Genomic DNA, 19,827 nt, shown 5'->3' on the forward strand with positions numbered 1-19,827 from the left:
GGTGACCGTCCTCCCCGTCAGCTCACAAAATAGCGCTGCCACTCGAAGTCGGTGATGTGCGAGGCCTGCCATGCATCGAACGCTGCCTGTTCGGCGCGCCGGCTCTCGGCGTAATTGTCGCGGAACGCTTCGCCGAAAGCCTCGGCGCAGAAGTCCGACGCGGCGAATGCCTCGATCGAGGCATTGAGTGTGCGCGGCAGTTTCGGCTTGTCGAGAGTGGCGAGGTTGGATGTCACCGGCGCCTCGAGCGGCAGGTCCTTTTCGATGCCCTCGCAGCCCGCCGCCAGGATCGCCGCGATCGACAGATAGGGATTGATGTCGGCGCCCGGCGCGCGATGCTCCAGCCGGCACGCGCCGTCATTGGGCGTGGTGATGGCGCGGATTGGCGCGGTGCGGTTCTCGAAGCCCCAGGCGACGTCTTCCGGTGACCAGGCGCCACGATCGAATCGGCGGTAGGAATTGACCGTCGGCCGGAACAAGAGATGCGTTTCCTGCATCCGGTTGAGCACACCGGCGAGGAATTTCTCGGCGACCGGCGTCAGTCTGTTCGGGCCAGCGGCGAAGGCCGGCTTGCCGTCGCGCCACAGGCTGACATGGTGATGCGCGCCACAGGCGCTTTCCTTGCCCGGCGGCTGGAAGCGGGTCATGAAGGTGGCGACCAGGCCCCGCTCGGCGCAGAGCTCGCGCAGGTGCAGCTTGGCGCGCATGGCGTCGTCGGCTGCCTGCAGCGGGGTCTTCGGCGTCAGCGCATATTCATACATGCCGTAGCCATATTCGGTGACCAGCGAGGCAACGCCGATGCCGATGCTCTTCATCCGGGTGATGAACTCGGCGGCGAAATCCTGGTACTCGCCGCTGCGCACCAGATCATAATTGATCAGTGAATGGCCCCAGGGCTTGAGCTCGCGATAGCGCCCGACGCGCATCAGATCGTGGTCGGCATGGAAGATGCCGAACTCGTATTCCAGCGCGAACATCGGCTCGTAGCCGAGCGCCTTGGCGCGCTCCTCGACACGAGCCAGCACGCCGCGCGGATCGAACGGGCAGACCGCGCCGTCAAGCATGTAGGAACGGGTGATGGCCGAAGCGAATTTCGGCTTCCAGCCATGCCGCACCACGGTCGCGGGATCGATGATCCCCTTGATGTTGGGAAAGCCGTTCTCCTCATTGGCGCTGGGCGATGCGAAGGCGACATCGCCCATAGGCTGGCCGTCACCATGGGTGACGCAATAGAGGATGGCGTTGATGGATTCGCCATGGGTCGATAGCTTCAACGGTGCGATCTTGGAGCGGAACGCGCCCGACGTGTCCACCGTATGCACCTCGATGAACTCGACCCCGTCGGCCGCGAGTTTCTTCTGCAACGCCTCGAGCTGGGGCGCGTAAGCCGCGGCCTTGTCCTCAAATTCCACTTTCAGTCCTCCACCAAGAATGCCGGGCGCCGCTATTTCGCGTTGCGCCGAAAAAATCGCGATAGCAGTTCGTCGAGCTCGTAGCGGCCGCTGATGCCGCTTGGCCGGAACGCCATGCACAGCACGATGACGACGCCGAGCGCCACACCGGACAGGCCGAGCAATTGCGGCAGCTGGACACTGCCGATCGTCACGCCGGATTCGATGCTGCGGATGAATTCGAGCCCGACCGAAAGCACGATCACGCCGGTCACCGCGCCCGTCACCGTGGCCATGCCGCCCAGGATCAGCATCGCCAGCGTGTTGAAGATCATCTGGAAGTAGAAGAGCTTCGGGCTGATCGTGCCGGCGAAATAGGCATAGAGCACGCCGGCAAGGCCGCAGATCAGCGCCGACAGCACCCACGACATCAGCCGCAGCTTCTTCGCGTCGATGCCGAGTGCGGCGGCGGCTTGCGGGCTCTGGGCGCTGGCCCTCAGCTGGAGCCCCCAGCGGCTGTCCTTGAACAGCCGTGCCAATACGATCACCACCACCGAGAACACCAGCATCCAGGGCAGGCCGACCACTTTTGGAATGCCGAAGAAGGCTTGGTTGCCCTTGAACAGATCCGTCCAGTTGAGAAACACCGAATGGACGATGATCAGCAGCGCCAGGCTGACGATGGTTGCGGCGACACCTGACAAGCGGCTGATGACCTTGCCGCTGATAGCGGCGACGATGCCGACCACAATGAGAGCGATCAACGCGGAGGACACCGGGTCGAGCTGCAGGGTTGCGAAGCCGAACGGCGCGTTGGGGATCGACAGCTTTTTCATCGCCAGCGGTGTCGAGAGAATCGCGACGCCATAGGCGCCAAGGCCGACAAAGGCGCTGTGGCCGAGATTGGCGATGTTGGAGTTGCCCATGAACACTTGCAGGCCGACGACGACGATCAGGTTCACGAAGGCGCCGAGCGCCAGATAGGTGTAGTAGGTCGGCGCGAAGCCGAGGATCGCCAGCCCGATCGCCAGCACCGGCAGCGACGTCACCAGCCCGCCGATCAGCGAGCGCGTCAGGGCGCTGCTGGGCCGCGTCACGGTGGCGACGGGGGGCGCGGTGTTTTCTATTACCTGCGACACCTCAGATCTCCCCCACTTCAAATCTCCCTCACTTCAGATCTCCTTGTCGCCGAGTTCGACCCGCTGGCCGAGCAGGCCTTCTGGCCGGTAGACCAGCAGCGCGACGATGATCACGTAGGTGAGCGCATCCTTGAAGCCCCCATATTCCTGCGGCAAGGCAACCAGCAGCCCGACTTCGATGAAGCCCAGCAGCATGCCGCCGGCCGCCGCCCCCGCCAGCGAGCCGAAGCCGCCGATGACGCAGGCGACGAAGGCCTTCAACACCAGGCTGAAACCGAGATCGGGCGAGACGCTGCCGCGCCGCGCGATGATGAAGACGGCTGCGATGCCGGCCAGCGCGCCCGAAATGGCGAAGGCGGTGGCGATCACCCGGTTGGCCTTGATGCCCATCAGCCGCACCGTGGCGAAATCGCGCGATGCTGCGCGGATCGCCAGGCCAAGAGTCGAGCGGTTGAGGAAGAGCACCAGCGCCAGAATGGTCAGGCCGGAGACGATGAGTTCCATCACCTGCAGCGACGACACCGCGAACGGGCCGAAGAACCACATCTGGTTCAGCCCGTTGAGGATCGAGACCGACTGCGGCTTGGGCGAAATCAGCAGCATGAACAGGTTCTGCACGACGATCGAGACGCCGAAGGCGGTAAGCAGTCCTGTCGTCGTCGGCGCGTAGCGTACCGGCCGGAACGCCACCCGTTCAAAGGCGACCGCCGCAAGGGCGGCGGCGGCGACGGCAAGCAGCACGGCCACGAATGGCGAGGTCAGGCCAAGGGCGGCCGCCAGGAGCACGCTGTAGGCCGAGACGCCGATGATTTCGCCATGCGCGAAATTGACCAGCCCCATGATCGAGAACACCACCGCCAGGCCGAGCGCGACCAGCGAATATTCCGCGCCGAAGGCCAGCGCGTTGAGAAGCTGCTGCAAGGCATAGTCCATGTCGCCGCCTACCCGCCAATATAGAGGTTGAAGAGGCCATGTTCGTCGGCAAGCTCGGCCGGCGGCCCGTCGTAGCGGAGCGTGCCGGCGCTGACGACGTAGACGCGGTCGGCGAAGCGCAGCGCCTGCTTGGCGTTCTGCTCGACCACCAGCAGCGTCAGCCCTTCCCGCTTGAGCTCGCCGATGAAATCGAAGATCTGCACGACGATCTTGGGCGCCAGCCCGAGCGATGGCTCGTCGAGCAGCAACAGCTTCGGCCGTGACATCAGAGAGCGGGCGATGGCAAGCATCTGCTGCTCGCCGCCCGAAAGCGTGCCGGCCGCTTGGCCGTAGCGCTCGGACAGCACCGGAAACAGTGCCAGGAAGCGCTCGATATCGCCGCGCACGCCCTTGGGGTCGCGTCGTGTCGCGGCCCCCAGCCGCAGGTTCTCGCCCACGGTCAGATTGGCGAAGATGTGCCGGCCCTCGGGCGTCGAGGTCAGCCCGGCGCGGATACGATCTTCGGTGCGGACACGCGAGATGTCCTGGCCGTCAAGCACGATGCGACCGGAGGCCGGCGTGACCAGGCCGGTCAGCGCGTTGATCGTCGAACTCTTGCCGGCGCCGTTGGGACCGAGCAAGGCGACAAGTTCGCCCCGCCCGACCTTCAGGCTGAGGTCACGCACCGCGCTCACCGCGCCGTAGCGGACGACCAGATTGTCGACGCTCAGCACGACCGGGCCTGCCAGGCTCTCATCATCATCACCTGCTGCCCGTCAGTTCAGCGCCGGCACGAAGGTCGGCGGCGTATCGGTGATCAGCACTCGCTTGCCGTTGGAGAAGCCCATCACCGGTACGGCTTTCACCGGATAACCCTTCTTCTCGGCGAAGGAGATGGTAGGCGCGGTGGTGCCGGGATAGCCGCCCGGTGCGCGGATCGCATCACGCAAGGCGGCGGGTTCGACGGTGCCGGATTTCTTGGCCGCCTCGTAGCTGATCTGCACCATGTCGGCGCCGAGCGCGTCGAAGATGCCGTTGATCTTGTAGCCGTCGGCCTTGCACTGGGCGAGGAACTTGTCGATCGGGCTGTCGATGCCGGTCGCGCCGTGGGTGGCGAACATCACCTTCTCCAGCGACGCCGGATCGCCGACCGTGCCTTCCAGGGACTTGTCGTCGAAGGCATCGCAGCCGGCGACCCAGCCGTCATAGCCATTGGCGCGCAGCTGGCGGATGAAGATGCCGACATCGGGCAGCACGCCGCAGATATGGATGGCGTCCGGCTTCTGCGGCAGCGCCTTGATGCTGGCGATCTGCGGCGACCAGTCGGTGGTGCCCCAGGAATAGTTGAACTTCCCGACGACCTTGCCGCCGAGATGCTCGAACACCTCGCCGAACCATTCCGGCAGCTTTTCCGAATAGGAGCCGGCATCGGGCGAGACCATCAATGCCACGCTGCGCGCGCCCTTGCCGTAAAGCGCGTTGGCGGTGGCCGCCGCGTTGATCGGATCGGGCACCGCGCCGGCGATGAAATTGTCGAGCCCTGCCTGCTGCATTTCAAGCTGTGTGTTCGGCGCCGAAAACACGGTGGCGCCGTAGGGTGCCGCGATCTGCGCGGTCGGGATCAGCGCGTCGGGGAACGGCACACCGGTGATGATCTGCGCGCCCGCATCGAGGAACTTCTGGCCGAGCGACACCGACAGCTGCGGGTCGGAGCGGTTGTCCTCGATCATCAGCTCGACCTTGGGATCGCCTGCCGCAGCCGCCTTGTTCAGCTTGTCGGCCATGCAGCGCGCGCCCTCGGCTTCGCTGTAAGGTGCATAGGTGCCGGTCATCGCCACGGCGAGCCCGATCTTCAGATCGGCGGCCCCGGCATGCGCCACCTGCAAAAGCCCCGCCGCGACGACCGCGGCTCCCAAGATCATCTTCTCCATTTGAACCCCTCCTTCTGCCTTGTTGTTGCTGGCCCGGGAGCCGTCACGATGTGGCGGACTGCCCGACATAAACCTCGATGACGCGCGGATCGCGCCACACCTCTTCGGTCTGTCCGGAGGCGATCACCTGGCCCTGGTCCATGACACAGAGCCGGTCGCACAACCGGTTGATGAAGCGCAGATCGTGGTCGATGACGATGGTGGCGCAGCCGACATCGCTGCGAATGCCTTCGATCGCCACGGCCAGCGTCTCGGACTCGCCTTCGTTGAGGCCCGCGGCCGGCTCGTCGAGCAAAAGCAGCGATGGGCCCAGCGCCAGCGCTCTGGCGATTTCGAGCCGGCGCTGGCTGCCATAGGACAGCGTGCCGGCCGGGACGTCGGCAAACCCATCGAGCTGATACTGGGCGAGCAACTGGTCGATGCCGATGCGCGCCGCCGCATCCGGGCGAACCGCCCGGCAGGTGATATGGGCGACCTCGACATTCTGCCTGACGGTCAGATCCTTGAACAGGCGGATGGTCTGGAAGGTGCGCGCGACCCCCGCCCGGGCGCAATGCTCGGGACCATGGCCGGTGATCTCCTGGCCTCCCAGCCGGACACTCCCGGTATCGGGCTTGAGCACGCCGGAGATGGCATTGACCAGGGTGGATTTCCCCGCGCCATTGGGGCCGATCAGGCCGAGGATTTCGCCGGCCTCACACGACAGCGACGCATTGCGCAATGCCTGTACGCCGCCAAAGGTCTTGCTGACTGCCTCAACCGACAGCATCGGTCACCTCTCCCATCCCGGTCGATGGCTATTTCTCCTCTCGGCCGGTCAAAGGATGCTAGACCTCTGACTTTTCCATAACAAGTATTTTTTTCCATTTTAGAAAATATTCTGAGATGAGCAGCTGTGCGGTCGGCTTTGGGCTCAAATTCCAGCGCCGGCGGGAAGCCCGTCGCGCGGCACCGTGTTCGACATGAGCATGACGACGGGCTCGTCACCAAGCGCGATATAGGCGTGCTGCATTTCGCCGTCGAAGAGGATGCTGTCGCCTGGCAGCAGCACCGTCGGATCATAGTGGATCGTGTGCAGTTCCAAACTGCCGCTCAGCACGTGGATGAACTCTTCGCCCGAATGGCTGCGCCAGCCGCCATTCTCCTCAAAACTCTTCGCGCGCAGCGTGACGCGCCAGAAAATGTTGGTCTTGTCGCGGAAATCGCTGCACAAGACCTCGAATTCCATGGCATTGCCCTGGTGCAGGATGCCGCTGCCGGCGCGCGTGATGGAACGGCGTGCCTGCATGCCGGGCTTGGGACTGAACAGGAAGGAAGCCACCGGCACATGCAGCACGCCGGCGATCATCAACGCGACATCGACCGTCAGCCGCGCCTTGCCGTTCTCGAGTTTCGACAGTTGCGACACGGAAAGGCCGGAGCGTTCGCTGAGATCGCGCAGCGTGATATTCTGCTCCTTGCGCGCGTCGCGGATCTTGCTGCCCACATTGCCCTGCATCGCCCACGCCCTTGGCTGTCGTGTTTCCAATTCGACAAGCTCTAGCGGGGCCGCCTTGGGGCGTCCAGCCTTTAGACGGCTACGGCTGGTTTCGGCCATAGCGACATCGCAACAGTTGCGAAGACGGTCTCGAGCGTGCGGCTGACAAGCTCGAATGTTTCCGGATCGGAAAGCAGGTCGTTGCGGACCTCGAGGTAGAGGCAAGGCCTGCCCTGCTCCAGCCCGTGCCGGTTCAGCGTGTAGCCGATCGCCTGGCGCCAGTCATAGGGTTCGTTGTCGCCGATCCTCAGGCCTGCTTCCGCACCGTGCGCGCCTAGGGTCTTCAGCACTGAGGTGACAAAGGCGGACGGCTCCCGCCACAAGACGCCAATGTCGACATTGCGCCTGACACCGCCCATAACCGGGGTGAAGGAATGCACAGAGACCAGCGCCTGCCTGCCGGCCGCGGCCTCGACGATTGCCTGTTCGACCGGCGCCCAGGCGATGGACTTGCGCAGCCTGACATCGGTGGCATCCGGCGCGACATTGCCGGGCACCGGGATGCCGCCGAGATCCGGGCGCATGAAGTCCCACTCGCCGGCCGGCCTGTTGTAGTCCAGGAACAGCCGCGAATAGTGCGCGATAACGGCCGGCGCCCGCAACATGCGCGACAGCCGGCGTGTCAAGGCGTCGATGCCGATGTCGACCGCGAAATGCGTGCCGAGATAGGGCCCTGGCAGGCCAAGGTCATGCCAGGGCGCGGGCACGACATGGCCGGCGTGCTCGGCGATCAGCAGGTAGGGGCTGGCGGCATCGATGTGCAGCCGCTCGACGCCGGCCGCGGCCAGCGCGGCGATGGTCGCATCGTCAAGCCCTGCAAGGCCGGGACCGTTCATAGCACCAAGCTCCGCATCAGCCGATGACGGAGCGGACATGATAGGCCTTAGCCGCTGTCGCCTCCGCCAGTCCGGCGCGGCCATTGGTGCGGCCAAGGCCGGAGTTCTTGATGCCGCCCCAGGGCAGATGCAGGTCGGCATGATCGCAGCGGTTGAGATAGACAGTGCCGGCCTCGACTTCGTCAAGCAGCGCCACGCCGCGCTCGATATCCCTGGTCCAGATCGAGGCGCTCAGCCCGAAATCGCTGTCGTTCATCAGGCGGATCGCCTCGTCGTCGCTGCCGACCGGCTGGATGCAGGCCACCGGCCCGAACAGTTCGTCGCGCATGATCTGCATGGTGTGATCGACACCCACCAGCACCTCCGGCGCGACATAGGCTGGACCAAGGCCGGAGGCCTTGAGCGCGCCGTCCCGCGGCATCAGGCGCCTGGCCCCTGCCCGCACCGCGCTGTCAGTGAGACCGCGAATGGTGTCGGCCGCACTTGCCCGCACCACGGGGCCGACCATCGGCTTCTCGTCGAAGGGATGGCCGATGGTCCATTTGGCCGTCTCGGCGACCAGGGCTTCGACGAAGCGGTCGTGGATCGCCTTGTCGACATAGATGCGCTCGACCGAGCAGCAGGACTGGCCGGCATTGGAGTAGGTGCCCTCGGCGATCTGCGGGATCGTCGCCTCGATATCGGCATCGGCCCTGACATAGGTCGGGTCCTTGCCGCCGAGTTCGAGATGCACCTGTGTGAAGGTGCCGGCGGCGGCCGCATGGACACGCCTTCCGCCATTGACCGAGCCGATGAAATTCACCGCGTTGAAGGCACCCGACGCGATCAGCTTCTCGGCATCGGCATGGTCGAGGTGCAGGCTCTGGAAGACACCTTCCGGGCCACCGGCGGCATGGAAGGCATCCTCGGCCAGTTCGGCGATCAGCGGCGTCTGCGGCGAATGCTTGAAGATCACGACATTCCCGGCCGCGAGCGGCGACGTCACGAGGTAGCCGAGCATGGCGGTCGGGTAGTTCCAGGCGCAGATCGACAGATGCAGGCCACCTGCCACGGGCTTGGCGTAGCGGCGGATGTTTTCGTCCGAAGGATACGCCACATCGGCCAGCGTTTCCGGTGCGACGCCGGCCAGCAGTTCGCCAACCAGTGCCAGGCGCGGCGTCTCATCGGCCTGCCACAGCGGCCTGCCGATCTGCCACGCCACCATTTCAGCGAGCGGCGTTGCCCGCGCTTTCATTTCCTCGCCGAAGCGCAGCAGGATCGCCAGCCGCTCGGCCAGCGGCGTGCGCCGCCACGACGGTAGCGCGGCACGTGCCCGGCTCAGCGCGGTCTCGATCGCCACCCCGTCCGCATAGGCGCGCGTCGTGTAGGTCGAGCCGTCGACGGGAGAAGTCACGGAAAAGGTCCGCGCGCCGAAATGCAGGTTCATGGTCGTGAAATCCATCCGAGATGAGAGGTCATTCTGGGCACGATATCGCGATTTTCCATTTTGGCAAATTTTTTCTAATACCGCTTGATGGAATTTTTATCCGCCCCTATTGTCCCGACATCGCGCATTGGCGGCAGCAAATGAGGGGAGTTGAGATGATCGCTTACGATTTCACCGGCAGGCATGCGGTGGTCGCCGGCGCGGGCGGCGGCATGGGCGAGGCGATCACGCTGGCCCTGCTCGATGCCGGCGCCTCCGTCACCGCCATCGACGTCAAGGCCCGTCCGGCGTCGCTGGCCGCCTATGACGACAGGCTCACCTTCGCGCAGGGCGATCTGACCGACGCCGCCTTCGTCGAACAGGTCGTCAACACGGCGGGCCGGGAACGCGGCGGCATCGACTATCTCGCCAATGTCGCCGGCGTGCTGTGGTTCGGCCGCGACAAATCGGCCTTGGAGATGGACCTCGACGTCTGGGACGAGGTCTTCAACATCAACTTGAAATCCTTCGTCCACACCGCACGCTCGGTCGTTCCGCATATGCGCTCGGGCGGACGCGGCGGCGCCATGGTGCATTTCTCGACCATCCAGTGGTATCGCGGCGACGCCAATCCACAGGACGCCTACCAGGCCTCGAAGGCAGGTGTGTGCGCGCTCTCCAAGTCACTCGCCATGCAGCTCGCCGGTGAGCGCATCCGCTCCAACGCCATCTGCCCCGGCATGGCGTTGACGCCTTTGCAGGCGCGCTGGGACACCGAGGAAAAGCGCTCGGCCGTGGCGAGCTACGCACCGCTCGGCCGCATCGGCACGCCGCAGGACATGGCCAACGCCGCGCTGTTCCTCCTCTCCGACGCGGCAAGCTACATCACCGGCATCGAGCTTGCCGTCGATGGCGGCCTGTTGATGCGCATGTAGAAGGCGCCCACCAGGGGGCGATGGCGCGACCGAGGCGGATGGCCGCGGAGAGCCGGTGTCGGCGTTTTGTTGGCGCTGACCCTGTTCAACATCGAGTTCTCGATCATGGCGCTGATCGGCATCATCCTCCTGATCGGCATCGTCAAGAAGAACGCGATCATGATGATCGACTTCGCGCTCGCTGCCGAGCGCAACGAAGCCAAGCCGGCGCACGACGCCCATCTACCAGGCGTGCCTGCCGCGCTTCCGCCCGATCATGATGACGACCATGGCGGCATTGTTCGGCACCGTGCCATTGGCGATCGGCCTTGGCGAGGGCGCGGAACTGCGCCAGCCGCTTGGCATCGCAATCGTCGGCGGCCTGATCCTCACCCTTTACACGACGCCGGTCATCTACATCTATGTCGACCGCTTCAGTCGCTGGTGCGGGCAATTGCGTTCACGGGCACGGTATCCCCGGCAACCAACCGTGCAAGCTGGGGAGTGAGCCCGCCGTCGATCACAAGCTGTCAACTTTCCGTTCCTCTGCCATGCCGGGCCACGGAACATCCCTATATCGACTTTGCGGGCCACGATCCGCCGGCGATGACAGGATCATCACGACGCGACGGAGCAGATTGCCCGCGATCGGAAAGCGATAACCTACCGCTTTCCCGTTGAAGGGAGGCGCAACCATGCGCGGTTTCACACCAAGGATCATAGCAATCGCATCGCTCCTGGCGGCGGTGCCACTATCGAGTGCCTACGCGGTGCATCGCCACCGGGTCGAGCCTGGCGGCATGTCCGTCGAGGCACGGGCGGTCCTGGACCAGTTGCAGGGCGTCAAGCAGGGGATTGTCGAGGCAATGGATGCAAAGGCGATCACCCCTGAGCAGGAGCACGACCTGATGATGCGGGCCGACAGCATCCATCGCTCGGCCACGGGTGGCGGTGCATACCAGAGCTTGCTCGGCCAGATCGAGAGGCTGGATCAGCAACTGCAAACCGATTCAGGCGGCGGCACCTACATCGGCGACGGCGCCGATGGCGGCTATTACCCGAACGGCTGACACGGGCTGACCATGATCGCACGGCGTCTCGGACAGATTTCCGGGGCGCCGTTTTTCCATCGAGCCTCGCGAACGAGCAAGGCAGGAGCCTGTCGGACCGAGCCGATTGCGCGGATGGAAGCGGTTTCGGCCATGCGTTGGCCGAAGGCCAAGCTGGCCGGTGAAGAAGGCCGTCACCGGCTGCAGGCATCACGTGCATAGGCGTTGTAGGCCACTGTACTGGTGGCTTGCGATGAGGCACGCACCGGCATAGGTGATATCGTAGTTCGGGTTTGCCGTGTTGGAAGATCAATCCAACGCGCGCTCCTTCGGCTGACTGTGATTGGGAGGATTTTTCCAAGCCATCGCAATCAGTTAGCAGACTGAACCGTGAACCTGTCGCCGTGGATCCGTATCTCGGCTGGCCCTGTTCTTCGCAATTGGTACGTCTGGACACAAATACCGAAGGCTGGAAAATGAGGAACGCAGTCTCGCCATCAGAGTTGTTTCAAAGCTTCAGGAGATCCGCGCTGAAATTGGAAGACATAGCGGCCCATCCGGCCTTGCACCGCTACGTTCAGGAACAGTCTCAGTCCCTGATCCGAATCTATGAGGAAACCCCGCGGCTGGCTTCCATCTTCGCCACGCAGCAGCGCTGGCTCATGGGCCATGTCGGCCTAGCCATGCACTTCAGGCGCGATCCGAACGACCGCCGCAAGGAACTGACGGTCTCGCGTTTCATCGAGGTCGTGCACAAGAACGCGGTGGCCAGCCGCAACACGGCGGACGCCTTCATCAAGGAGATGCTGCACTACAACATCGCGGAGTATGTGGCGGGCGGGGACGGCCGCACGCATCCCCTGCAGCCGACGGCGGCCACCATCGAGAGGTTCACCGGCTGGGTGATTGCCCATCTGCGCACGCTTGACCATATCGATGGCGGCGACCGGTTGACCAGATTCCTGGACCGGCCCGACATGCTTGCCACGCTGCAGCCCCTGATCGCCGACGGCCTGCTGGCCTCGAAGCCGGTGCGTGAACCCAACCAGACCTTTTCCCTGTTTATCTGGCTCAACAATGGCGGCATCGTCATGGACTGGCTGATGTCCGGTATCGATCCCGATCACGCCAGTCTGGAGCGAATCCCGACCAGCGTGGTTTCGATCGGCGATTTCGCCAGATGGCTCAAGCTGTCGCGGACCCATCTCGGCCGCAAACTGCGCACCGCCGAGGAATTAGGCAGCATCGGCTGGCTTGGTCAGCGCGGCCATTCGGTGATGTGGGTGTCGCACGGGTTCTATGAGGAATACATGACTGTCCAGGCCGCCAAGCTGGCCGTTGTCGATACCGCCTTCGAGACTTGTTTTCCGCCATCGCCAGGCGGTGGCTGAGAAGCGGCGTTTGCGCGAAGCGATGAAACGCTGCCGTGATTTGTACCCGCTAACGCATTCACCCACTGTTGACGGCCGGCGTCTGGACACGAGCCGCGAAGACTGAAAATGTGTTCCTGCGTCTTCGCGACAAGGGGGCTTATCGCAGCGGGGGGAATGGCGCTGACGTTGGAAGAAATTGCCGATCATCCGGCACTGCATCGCTGTATCCGCGTCCAGGCACAGGCGATGAACCAGACCTATGAGATGAATCCGCGGCTCGCGTCGGTGTTTGCCACGCAGCAACGCTGGCTCATGGCCCATATCGGTCTTGCCTTGCATTTCAGGCGGGAGCCAGACGACTATCGCAAGGAACTGACGACGGCGCGTTTCCTCGACGCGATCCGGCAGAATTCGGTGGCCAGCCGCAACACCGCCGACGCCTTCGTCAAGGAAATGCTGCACTACGGTTTCATCGAGTATGTGCCCACGGCACAGGATGGCCGCATCCGCCCCCTGCGGCCGGCCACCGCCTCCCTGGAGCCGGTTACCCTCTGGCTGATGGCGCATCTGCAAACGCTGGACGGTCTCGACGGTGCGAACCGCCTGGCCCTGTTCCTGGCCAGGCCGGACGCGCTCGCCATGCTGCAGCCACGGATTGCCGATGGCTTGCTCTCGTCCAATCCGGTGCGCGAGCCCAAGCAGACCTTTTCCCTGTTCACCTGGCTCAACAATGGCGGCGTCGTCATGGACTGGCTGATATCGGGCGTCGATCCCGAGCATGCCGGCCTCGATCGGATCCCCACCGGCGTCGTCTCGATCGGCGATTTCGCCAAATGGCTGAAACTGTCGCGCACTCACCTTGCACGCAAGCTTCGCGCCGCCGAAGACCTCGGCAGTGTCGGCTGGCTCGGCCAACGGGGCCAGTCGGTCATGTGGGTGTCGCGCGATTTCTATGGGGAATACATGGCCGCCCAGGCGGTGAAGCTGGCGATTATGGATGCCGCCTTCACCGAAACCTTTGGCGCGACGGCAGGCCGCTGACGCGTGTGGCGTCTCCCGCACGGGGGATGCACGAATCCGTCATGCCTGCTGGCACTCCAATAGCCGTTATGCGCGGCGCCATGATTGGAGAGGAACTACATGAAAAGACGCTAGAGCATTTCACCGTTTCACGGAAACGGCAAACTGCTCTAACTCATTGTTTTAACGCAACTCCGGACGGAAAACCGTTTCACACTTTTCCTGGAATTGCTCTAGAAAAGCCGACCCTGGACAGGCGCGAACGACTGTCCGGTGTCACGGCGCTCTGCACGCCGTCGACCTGCGTGAATTGATCGCCGAAGCGCCTCCTGCAAGCGAGACACGCTTGCACGACAAGACATACCGGGAGGACCCTGCATGAAGAGACGGCACGAAAAGCCAACGCTGGACAAGCGTCGGAAACTGTCCAGCGTCAGTGCGGCATGTACGCCCTCCACCTGTGTCGATTGATGCTCGCCGAGCCTGATCGACACGAGCCTTGGGCAAAGCCCCGGCGGTCTCAATCGATGTCGAATGAGACGCCCTGGGCCAGCGGCAGCGCCTTCGAATAATTCACCGTGTTGGTGGCGCGCCGCATATAGGCCTTCCACGCATCGGAGCCGCTCTCGCGGCCGCCGCCGGTTTCCTTTTCGCCGCCGAAGGCACCGCCGATCTCGGCCCCCGACGTGCCGATGTTGACGTTGGCGATACCGCAGTCCGAACCGTCAACGCCGAGGAAGCGCTCCGATTCCTGCAGGTCGCGCGTGAAGATCGACGACGACAGGCCCGCACCCACCGCATTGTGCTCGTCGAGCACGGCGTCGAAATCCGAATATTTCATCACATAGAGGATCGGCGCGAAGGTCTCTTCGGTCACCGGCGAGACCTGCCTCGGCATTTCGACAAGGGCGGGATGCACGTAATAGGCATCGGGATGACCGTTTTCCACCCGCGTGCCGCCGGTCACCTTGCCGCCATGGGCGGTGGCTTCAGTGAGCGCCTTCTGCATGGCCTCGTAGGCAGCCTTGTCGATCAGCGGCCCGACCAGCGAGGACGTCTCCAGCGGATTGCCGACCGAAACGCTCTGATAGGCCTTCTTCAGCCGCGGCAGCAGCGCGTCATAGACACTCTCATGCACGAACAGGCGCCGCAGCGTCGTGCAGCGCTGCCCGGCCGTGCCCATGGCGCCGAAGGCAATCGCCCGCAGCGCCATGTCGAGGTCGGCGCTGGGCGCCACGATGCCGGCATTGTTGCCGCCGAGTTCCAGCACCGCGCGCGCAAAGCGCTTGGCCAGCCGCGGCCCGACCTCCCTGCCCATGCGCGTCGAGCCGGTAGCCGACACCAGCGGCACCTTGGGATGATCCACCAGGACTTCGCCGACGGCACGGTCGCCGATCAGCACCTGCAGCAGGCCCTGCGGCGCGTCGGCGCCGAAACGCTTGACGGCGCGCGCGAAGATCGCCTCGCAGGCAAGTGCGGTCAGCGGCGTCTTCTCCGACGGCTTCCACACCACCGCGTCGCCGCAGACCAGTGCCAGGGCTGCGTTCCACGACCACACCGCGACCGGGAAGTTGAAGGCGGAGATGACGCCGACGACGCCGAGCGGATGCCAGGTTTCCATCATGCGATGGCCGGGGCGCTCGGTGGCGATCGTGAGGCCGTACAATTGCCGCGACAGACCGACGGCGAAATCGCAGATGTCGATCATCTCCTGCACTTCGCCGAGCCCTTCGGATGGAATCTTGCCGACCTCGATCGACACCAGCCGGCCAAGCTCGGCCTTGTGGATACGCAATTCCTCGCCGAGCAGCCGCACCAGTTCGCCGCGCTTGGGACCCGGCACCAGCCGCCAGGACTGGAACGCCTTGTGCGCGGCATCGATCGACCTGGCCGCATCGGCCGGCGAGATCGTCTTCAGCGCCGCGACCTCTTCACCCGTCACCGGGCTCTTCACGATGAGGTCGCCGCCGACAAGCGCCTCCCTGGCAACACCCAGTTTCGCCAGAAGCTCGGCCGTTTCCTTGGCTATGGTCATTTTTGTCCCTTTCAGATCCCGTCGTCACCATATGGCGTCGGGTCGAAGCCTCGCGCCATGCCGCCCGTGTGCCGGAAAGGCACTTCAGGCAAAGTCATGGCGTGGCCTTACTCGTTTCAGGGGAAAATCGCCACCCCGGCATGGTCCAAGCCCAAATTACAAGATTGAGCCAGAGACGATTGAGCCAGGCGGGCGAATGCTGCTCAGTTGGCCTTTTTTGCCGGCGTGCGCACGGCCCCGTCTTTCATCAAGCGGTCGATATGCATCCGGATATGGGCTGCCTCCGCCGCCGTGTTGGCAAGCGCGATGGCCCGGTCGAAGGCGACGCGTGCTTCCTCGCCCCGATCGAGCTGCATCAGGAGCCCACCCTTGAGGCCGAAGAAATGGAAATAGCCGGAAAGCCTCGGCTCCAGCGGCTCGATCATGGCAAGGGCGGCTTCCGGGCCGCGCACCTTGGAGACCGCCACCGCGCGGTTGAGCGTGATGACCGGCGACGGCTGCATCTGTTCGAGCAGGCCATAGAGCAGGTCTATCTCCACCCAGTCGGTGTCCTCGGCCTTGTCAGCCCGCGCATGCAGGGCGGCGATCGCCGCCTGCACCTGGTAAGGACCGGGCTTGCGGTGGCGCAAGGCCTTGTCGACAAGGGCCAGCCCTTCATCGATCATCTTGCGGCTCCACAGGCTGCGATCCTGATCCTCGAGCAGCACGATCTCGCCGTCTTCGTCGAAACGGGCCGGTGCGCGGGCATGCTGGAGCAGGAGCAGCGCCGCCAGCCCCATGATTTCCGGCTCGGTCTGGAACAGCCGCAGCAACAGCCGGGCCAGCCGGATCGCCTCCTCGCAGAGTGGCGCGCGGGCCGGCGCCTCGCCGCTGTTGGTGGAATAGCCCTCGTTGAAGATCAGGTAGACCATGGCCGCCACCGCCGCGAGCCGCTCGGATCGCTCGACGGCGCCCGGCGTCTCGAACGGCACACCGGCGTCGGCTATGCGCGCCTTGGCGCGGGTGATGCGCTGCTCCATGGCGCTCTCGCCGACCAGGAAGGCGCGCGCGATCTGCTTGACGGTCAGGCCGGAAACGATACGCAGCGCGACCGCGATCTGCTGGGTCGCCGGCAGGTCCGGATGGCAGCAGATGAAGAGCAGCCGCAATATGTCGTCGCGGTAATGCGCTCCGTCCAGCCGCTCTGCGATATCGCTCTCGGCATCGTCCAGGTCGGAGATCTGGTCTTCTTCCGGCATCGGCGCCTGCTTGGCGCGCTTGCGCACCGCGTCGATGCCGCTGTTGCGGCCGACAAAGATCAGCCAGGCCGCCGGATCGCGCGGCGGTCCGTTCTGCGGCCAGTTCTTCAACGCCCTGAGACAGGCATCCTGGAAAGCTTCCTCCGCCGTATCGAGATCGCGGAAATAGCGCAGCAGCGCACCCATCGCCTGGGGGCGGGCGGCGCTGATCGCGGAGCTGATCCAGGCAAGTTCGGTCATACGGCAACCCCGGTGGGATTGAACACCGAGACCGGCCGTATCTCATAGGATCCGCCGCTCGGATTGACCTCGGAAAGCTCACGGGCGAACTCGACGGCCTCGTCGAGATCGGCGCATTCCAGCGTATAGAAACCGAGGAACTGCTCCTTGGTCTCGGCGAACGGGCCGTCGATGACGATCGATTCGCCCTTGACCTTCCGCAGCGTGGTCGCCGCCGTCGTCGGCAGAAGCCGCGCCACGGGACCAAGCCGGCCGGCCTTGGCGTATTTCTCCTGGACGCCGAGGAGGTTGGCCATGACTTCATCGTCCTGCGCCTTGCTCCACGAGCTGACGACGTCTTCGGAGGCATAGCAGAGGATGGCGTAAAGCATGGCTGGTCCTTTCTGTATCAAAGGACGAAACAGTAGGGCCGATCCCGACACGACGTCGATAAAAAAATCCCGAGATGGCGGCTGACGATTGCCGTCAGTCACCGTTCGTGCGTTTCAACCATCTCAGCACGAGCGCCTCCTCCTCATCGAGCCCCTCGATGGACCGCTTGCGCTTGTTGGCCTCCGCCATTTCGGCAAGCAGACGCCCCTCCAGCCAGGCCTCGAAGACCAGCGGGTGGATATAGCATTTGCGGCAGACCGCGCGGGTGTTGCCCAGCCGCTCGGCGACCTTGTCGATGACACTGTTCATCGCTCGCTTTTTCTGTGCCTGGCTCTCAGGCAGCTCCGTCTGCGCAAACAGCGACGCGGCATGGATGGTGCCGCCCCATGTGCGGAAATGCTTCGAGCTGAAGGCATCGCCGACCGCCTGGCGGATATAGCGGTTGACGTCGTCGGAGCGGACCGGGCGCCGGTTGCAGTCCTCGTCGAGATACTGGAACAGCTTCTGGCCCGGCAGATCCTGCGCACCCCGTACGATCCTGGCGATGCGGCGGTCGACAAGCTTCAGTCTCCATTCCTTGCCGGATTTGCCCTTGAAGGCAAAGCGCAGGCTCGATCCCTTGATGTCGACATGACGGTCGCGCAATGTCGTCAGGCCGAAGCTCTTGTTGTCACGCGCATAGGCGGCATTGCCGACGCGGATCATCGTGTTGTCGAGCAGCCAGACGACCGCGGCGACGACACGCTCAAACGGCAGGCCGCGGCGGCGGAAATCGCGGTCTATGGTGCGCCGGAGATCCGGAAGGCTTTCGGCGAAGGCGACGAGGCTTGAATATTTGGCACCATCGCGTTCCTCGGCCCATTGTGGATGATAGCGATACTGCTTGCGCCCCCGCTGGTCCCTTCCCGTCGCCTGGATATGCCCATGCGCGTCGGGCGAGATCCAGACATCCGTCCAAGCCGGCGGAATGACGATCGCCTCGATCCGGGTCCTGGTGGCATCCGAGACTGCTTTCCCGTCCGGCCCCTTGTAGGAAAACCGCTTGCCTGCCTTCAGCCGGCGGATACCGGGCTCGGCATCGCTGACATAGGTCAGCGCGGCATCCCTTGCCGAAAGCTGCGCCCCATTCTTCGCTACACCGCCGGCCGATCGGCTGTAGGATGATCCGGATTTCTGCAGCATGACGGCTCCCCGCGGATGTCGGTAGATAAGCCATTGGCTGACTGCTGGTTCCACAGCCGTGCGAAAAGTCGGTAATGCGACGTCGAACGGGGGCCGACTTGCTCTAAAGAACGCCTTGTAGTTCTATCTGTTGAGCTGACAGCCGGCGGCGCACGGCGAGCTTGAGCTTGTAGCGCAGGCAGCGCCATGCCTCCGACCGTCGCTTCGGCGCAACCGCCGCCACCGCCAGGAAACGCGCGGCGGTGTCCAGGTCGCCACGGGCGTAGTGGACGCGGGCGATCTTGAGGGCGACCAGTCCCTCCCTGGCCTTGAGCGCCGAGACCGGGATGCTGCAATCCGTGAGCGTGCGCAGTTCGCGGCGCCACTCCAGGAAGCGCCGCGCCGGGTTTATCGCAAAACGATCGTCCGAACGGGTGGGCGAAACCTCATAGACCATCACCGGCTGCGGCATCATGGCCAACGAGGCTTTGCTCATCAGCCGTGCCCAGAACAGGGTGTCCTCGTCATAGGCAAGCCCCACAGGAAACCGCGTCTCGCCGATGAGGCGCCGGGATGCCAGCACGCTGCCCACCGCGACCGACCGTATGTCGCCTTTCACATAGGCGGAAGCGTTCGCCAGGCAGGCGGCCTGGTAGCCGTTCGGCACCTTGATCTGCCGATCCTCACCGCTCACCCGCCGCCGATAGGCGCCAACGATCATGTCGGCTTTCGGCTGGCTCTCGGCCTGCCGCAGCAGTGCGCGCAATCCGCCATCAAGATGCAGATCGTCGGCGTCGATCAGGTAAACCCAAGGATGGAGTGCCTCAGCCAGCGCCACGTTGCGGGCGCCGCCGGCGTCGAGGCAATTGGACGGCAGCACACGCAGCGGCAAGGACAGTTGCGCCGCGGCCCGCAGCGCCGTCGCCGTCGTGCCGTCCGTCGATGCATCGTCGACCAGCAGGACCTCGCCGATGACCTCGGCTTCGCCGGCGAGTGACGCCAGTGTTGTGGCGATTGTGGCCCCTGCATTGTGGGCAGGAATGACGACGCTGACCGCTTTCAATGACAAAACCCCGCGCTCGCGCGCCTTGGCAGTACGATGGTTGTCCCTCGGAACAAATACAGACTAGAGCCTTTCACGTTTTGACGGAAGCGTAGCCTGCGTTTTCGAAGTAGTTCCTGCATTCGGCTGCCTCGATGGTTTCGACGAGGTGGCCGATGTGGCGCCAGGTGTCCTCGACGGTACGTTTCTGAGCTTGGCGCATCCAATGTTT

Annotated in this window: 17 protein-coding genes and 3 pseudogenes; 5 read left to right on the forward strand and 15 right to left on the reverse strand. The window is 64.2% G+C overall.

What is annotated here, in order from left to right; genetic code table 11:
• Positions 1 to 17: 17 nt before the first annotated feature.
• The 9 genes and pseudogenes from AC07SZ_RS21785 to AC07SZ_RS21825 all read right to left on the reverse strand — a co-directional run bounded on the left by AC07SZ_RS21785 (position 18) and on the right by AC07SZ_RS21825 (position 9,172).
• The gene (locus AC07SZ_RS21785; RefSeq protein WP_494915769.1) at positions 18 to 1,412 is read right to left on the reverse strand and encodes a glutamine synthetase family protein; all 1,395 of its coding nucleotides are present in this window, start codon (positions 1,410 to 1,412) and stop codon (positions 18 to 20) included.
• 32 nt (positions 1,413 to 1,444) lie between these two features.
• A complete protein-coding gene (locus tag AC07SZ_RS21790; RefSeq protein WP_056578151.1) occupies positions 1,445 to 2,530 on the reverse strand; it encodes a branched-chain amino acid ABC transporter permease in 1,086 nt (361 codons plus the stop codon).
• A 33-nt stretch (positions 2,531 to 2,563) separates the two neighbouring features.
• On the reverse strand, positions 2,564 to 3,463 hold the full coding sequence (locus AC07SZ_RS21795; protein WP_056578152.1) for a branched-chain amino acid ABC transporter permease: 900 nt from the start codon (positions 3,461 to 3,463) through the stop codon (positions 2,564 to 2,566).
• 8 nt (positions 3,464 to 3,471) lie between these two features.
• Positions 3,472 to 4,176 (reverse strand): ABC transporter ATP-binding protein, encoded by a 705-nt coding sequence (locus AC07SZ_RS21800; protein WP_056578155.1) that lies wholly within the window; start codon positions 4,174 to 4,176, stop codon positions 3,472 to 3,474.
• Between the two features lie 42 nt (positions 4,177 to 4,218).
• Positions 4,219 to 5,373 (reverse strand): ABC transporter substrate-binding protein, encoded by a 1,155-nt coding sequence (locus tag AC07SZ_RS21805; RefSeq protein ID WP_056578157.1) that lies wholly within the window; start codon positions 5,371 to 5,373, stop codon positions 4,219 to 4,221.
• Positions 5,374 to 5,416: 43 nt separating this feature from the next.
• Positions 5,417 to 6,082, reverse strand: a pseudogene (locus AC07SZ_RS21810) (ABC transporter ATP-binding protein); the annotation flags it as partial.
• A 204-nt stretch (positions 6,083 to 6,286) separates the two neighbouring features.
• Positions 6,287 to 6,871: a helix-turn-helix domain-containing protein gene (locus tag AC07SZ_RS21815; RefSeq protein WP_056578162.1), complete on the reverse strand. Its 585-nt coding sequence runs from the start codon at positions 6,869 to 6,871 to the stop codon at positions 6,287 to 6,289.
• Between the two features lie 71 nt (positions 6,872 to 6,942).
• The gene (locus tag AC07SZ_RS21820; protein ID WP_494915772.1) at positions 6,943 to 7,746 is read right to left on the reverse strand and encodes an N-formylglutamate amidohydrolase; all 804 of its coding nucleotides are present in this window, start codon (positions 7,744 to 7,746) and stop codon (positions 6,943 to 6,945) included.
• Between the two features lie 16 nt (positions 7,747 to 7,762).
• Entirely contained in the window at positions 7,763 to 9,172 is a 1,410-nt protein-coding gene (locus tag AC07SZ_RS21825) for an aldehyde dehydrogenase family protein (RefSeq protein WP_494915773.1), read from the reverse strand.
• Between the two features lie 155 nt (positions 9,173 to 9,327).
• Between AC07SZ_RS21825 and AC07SZ_RS21830 the strand changes: the two genes are divergently transcribed.
• From AC07SZ_RS21830 to AC07SZ_RS21850, 5 genes and pseudogenes are all read left to right on the forward strand, one after another.
• On the forward strand, positions 9,328 to 10,086 hold the full coding sequence (locus AC07SZ_RS21830) for an SDR family NAD(P)-dependent oxidoreductase (RefSeq protein ID WP_056578165.1): 759 nt from the start codon (positions 9,328 to 9,330) through the stop codon (positions 10,084 to 10,086).
• Positions 10,087 to 10,137: 51 nt separating this feature from the next.
• Positions 10,138 to 10,573, forward strand: a pseudogene (locus tag AC07SZ_RS21835) (efflux RND transporter permease subunit); the annotation flags it as partial.
• A 187-nt stretch (positions 10,574 to 10,760) separates the two neighbouring features.
• On the forward strand, positions 10,761 to 11,135 hold the full coding sequence (locus AC07SZ_RS21840) for a hypothetical protein (RefSeq protein WP_056578171.1): 375 nt from the start codon (positions 10,761 to 10,763) through the stop codon (positions 11,133 to 11,135).
• Positions 11,136 to 11,590: 455 nt separating this feature from the next.
• Positions 11,591 to 12,505 (forward strand): hypothetical protein, encoded by a 915-nt coding sequence (locus AC07SZ_RS21845; protein WP_056578173.1) that lies wholly within the window; start codon positions 11,591 to 11,593, stop codon positions 12,503 to 12,505.
• A 156-nt stretch (positions 12,506 to 12,661) separates the two neighbouring features.
• Positions 12,662 to 13,528 carry a hypothetical protein gene (locus AC07SZ_RS21850; protein ID WP_494915774.1) on the forward strand — a complete coding sequence of 289 codons (867 nt, stop codon included), beginning with the start codon at positions 12,662 to 12,664 and terminating at the stop codon, positions 13,526 to 13,528.
• A gap of 499 nt (positions 13,529 to 14,027) precedes the next feature.
• On the opposite strand, the gene amaB is transcribed toward AC07SZ_RS21850, so the two are convergent.
• The 6 genes and pseudogenes from amaB to AC07SZ_RS21880 form a co-directional block, all read right to left on the reverse strand.
• A complete protein-coding gene (gene amaB / locus AC07SZ_RS21855; protein ID WP_494915775.1) occupies positions 14,028 to 15,542 on the reverse strand; it encodes an L-piperidine-6-carboxylate dehydrogenase in 1,515 nt (504 codons plus the stop codon).
• 203 nt (positions 15,543 to 15,745) lie between these two features.
• Complete coding sequence (locus AC07SZ_RS21860; RefSeq protein WP_056578179.1) at positions 15,746 to 17,020, reverse strand: RNA polymerase sigma factor; 1,275 nt, start codon at positions 17,018 to 17,020, stop codon at positions 15,746 to 15,748.
• Positions 17,017 to 17,391 (reverse strand): YciI family protein, encoded by a 375-nt coding sequence (locus AC07SZ_RS21865; protein WP_056578181.1) that lies wholly within the window; start codon positions 17,389 to 17,391, stop codon positions 17,017 to 17,019. Before AC07SZ_RS21865 ends, AC07SZ_RS21860 begins: the two co-directional genes overlap by 4 nt.
• A gap of 94 nt (positions 17,392 to 17,485) precedes the next feature.
• Positions 17,486 to 18,574 carry a DNA topoisomerase IB gene (locus AC07SZ_RS21870; RefSeq protein ID WP_494915776.1) on the reverse strand — a complete coding sequence of 363 codons (1,089 nt, stop codon included), beginning with the start codon at positions 18,572 to 18,574 and terminating at the stop codon, positions 17,486 to 17,488.
• A gap of 103 nt (positions 18,575 to 18,677) precedes the next feature.
• Positions 18,678 to 19,616, reverse strand: a complete 939-nt coding sequence (locus AC07SZ_RS21875; RefSeq protein ID WP_494915777.1) for a glycosyltransferase family 2 protein — start codon at positions 19,614 to 19,616, stop codon at positions 18,678 to 18,680.
• Positions 19,617 to 19,689: 73 nt separating this feature from the next.
• Positions 19,690 to 19,827: pseudogene (locus AC07SZ_RS21880) on the reverse strand (IS630 family transposase); the annotation flags it as partial.

This window comes from Mesorhizobium sp. GW821-FHT07A06 (assembly GCF_059419085.1).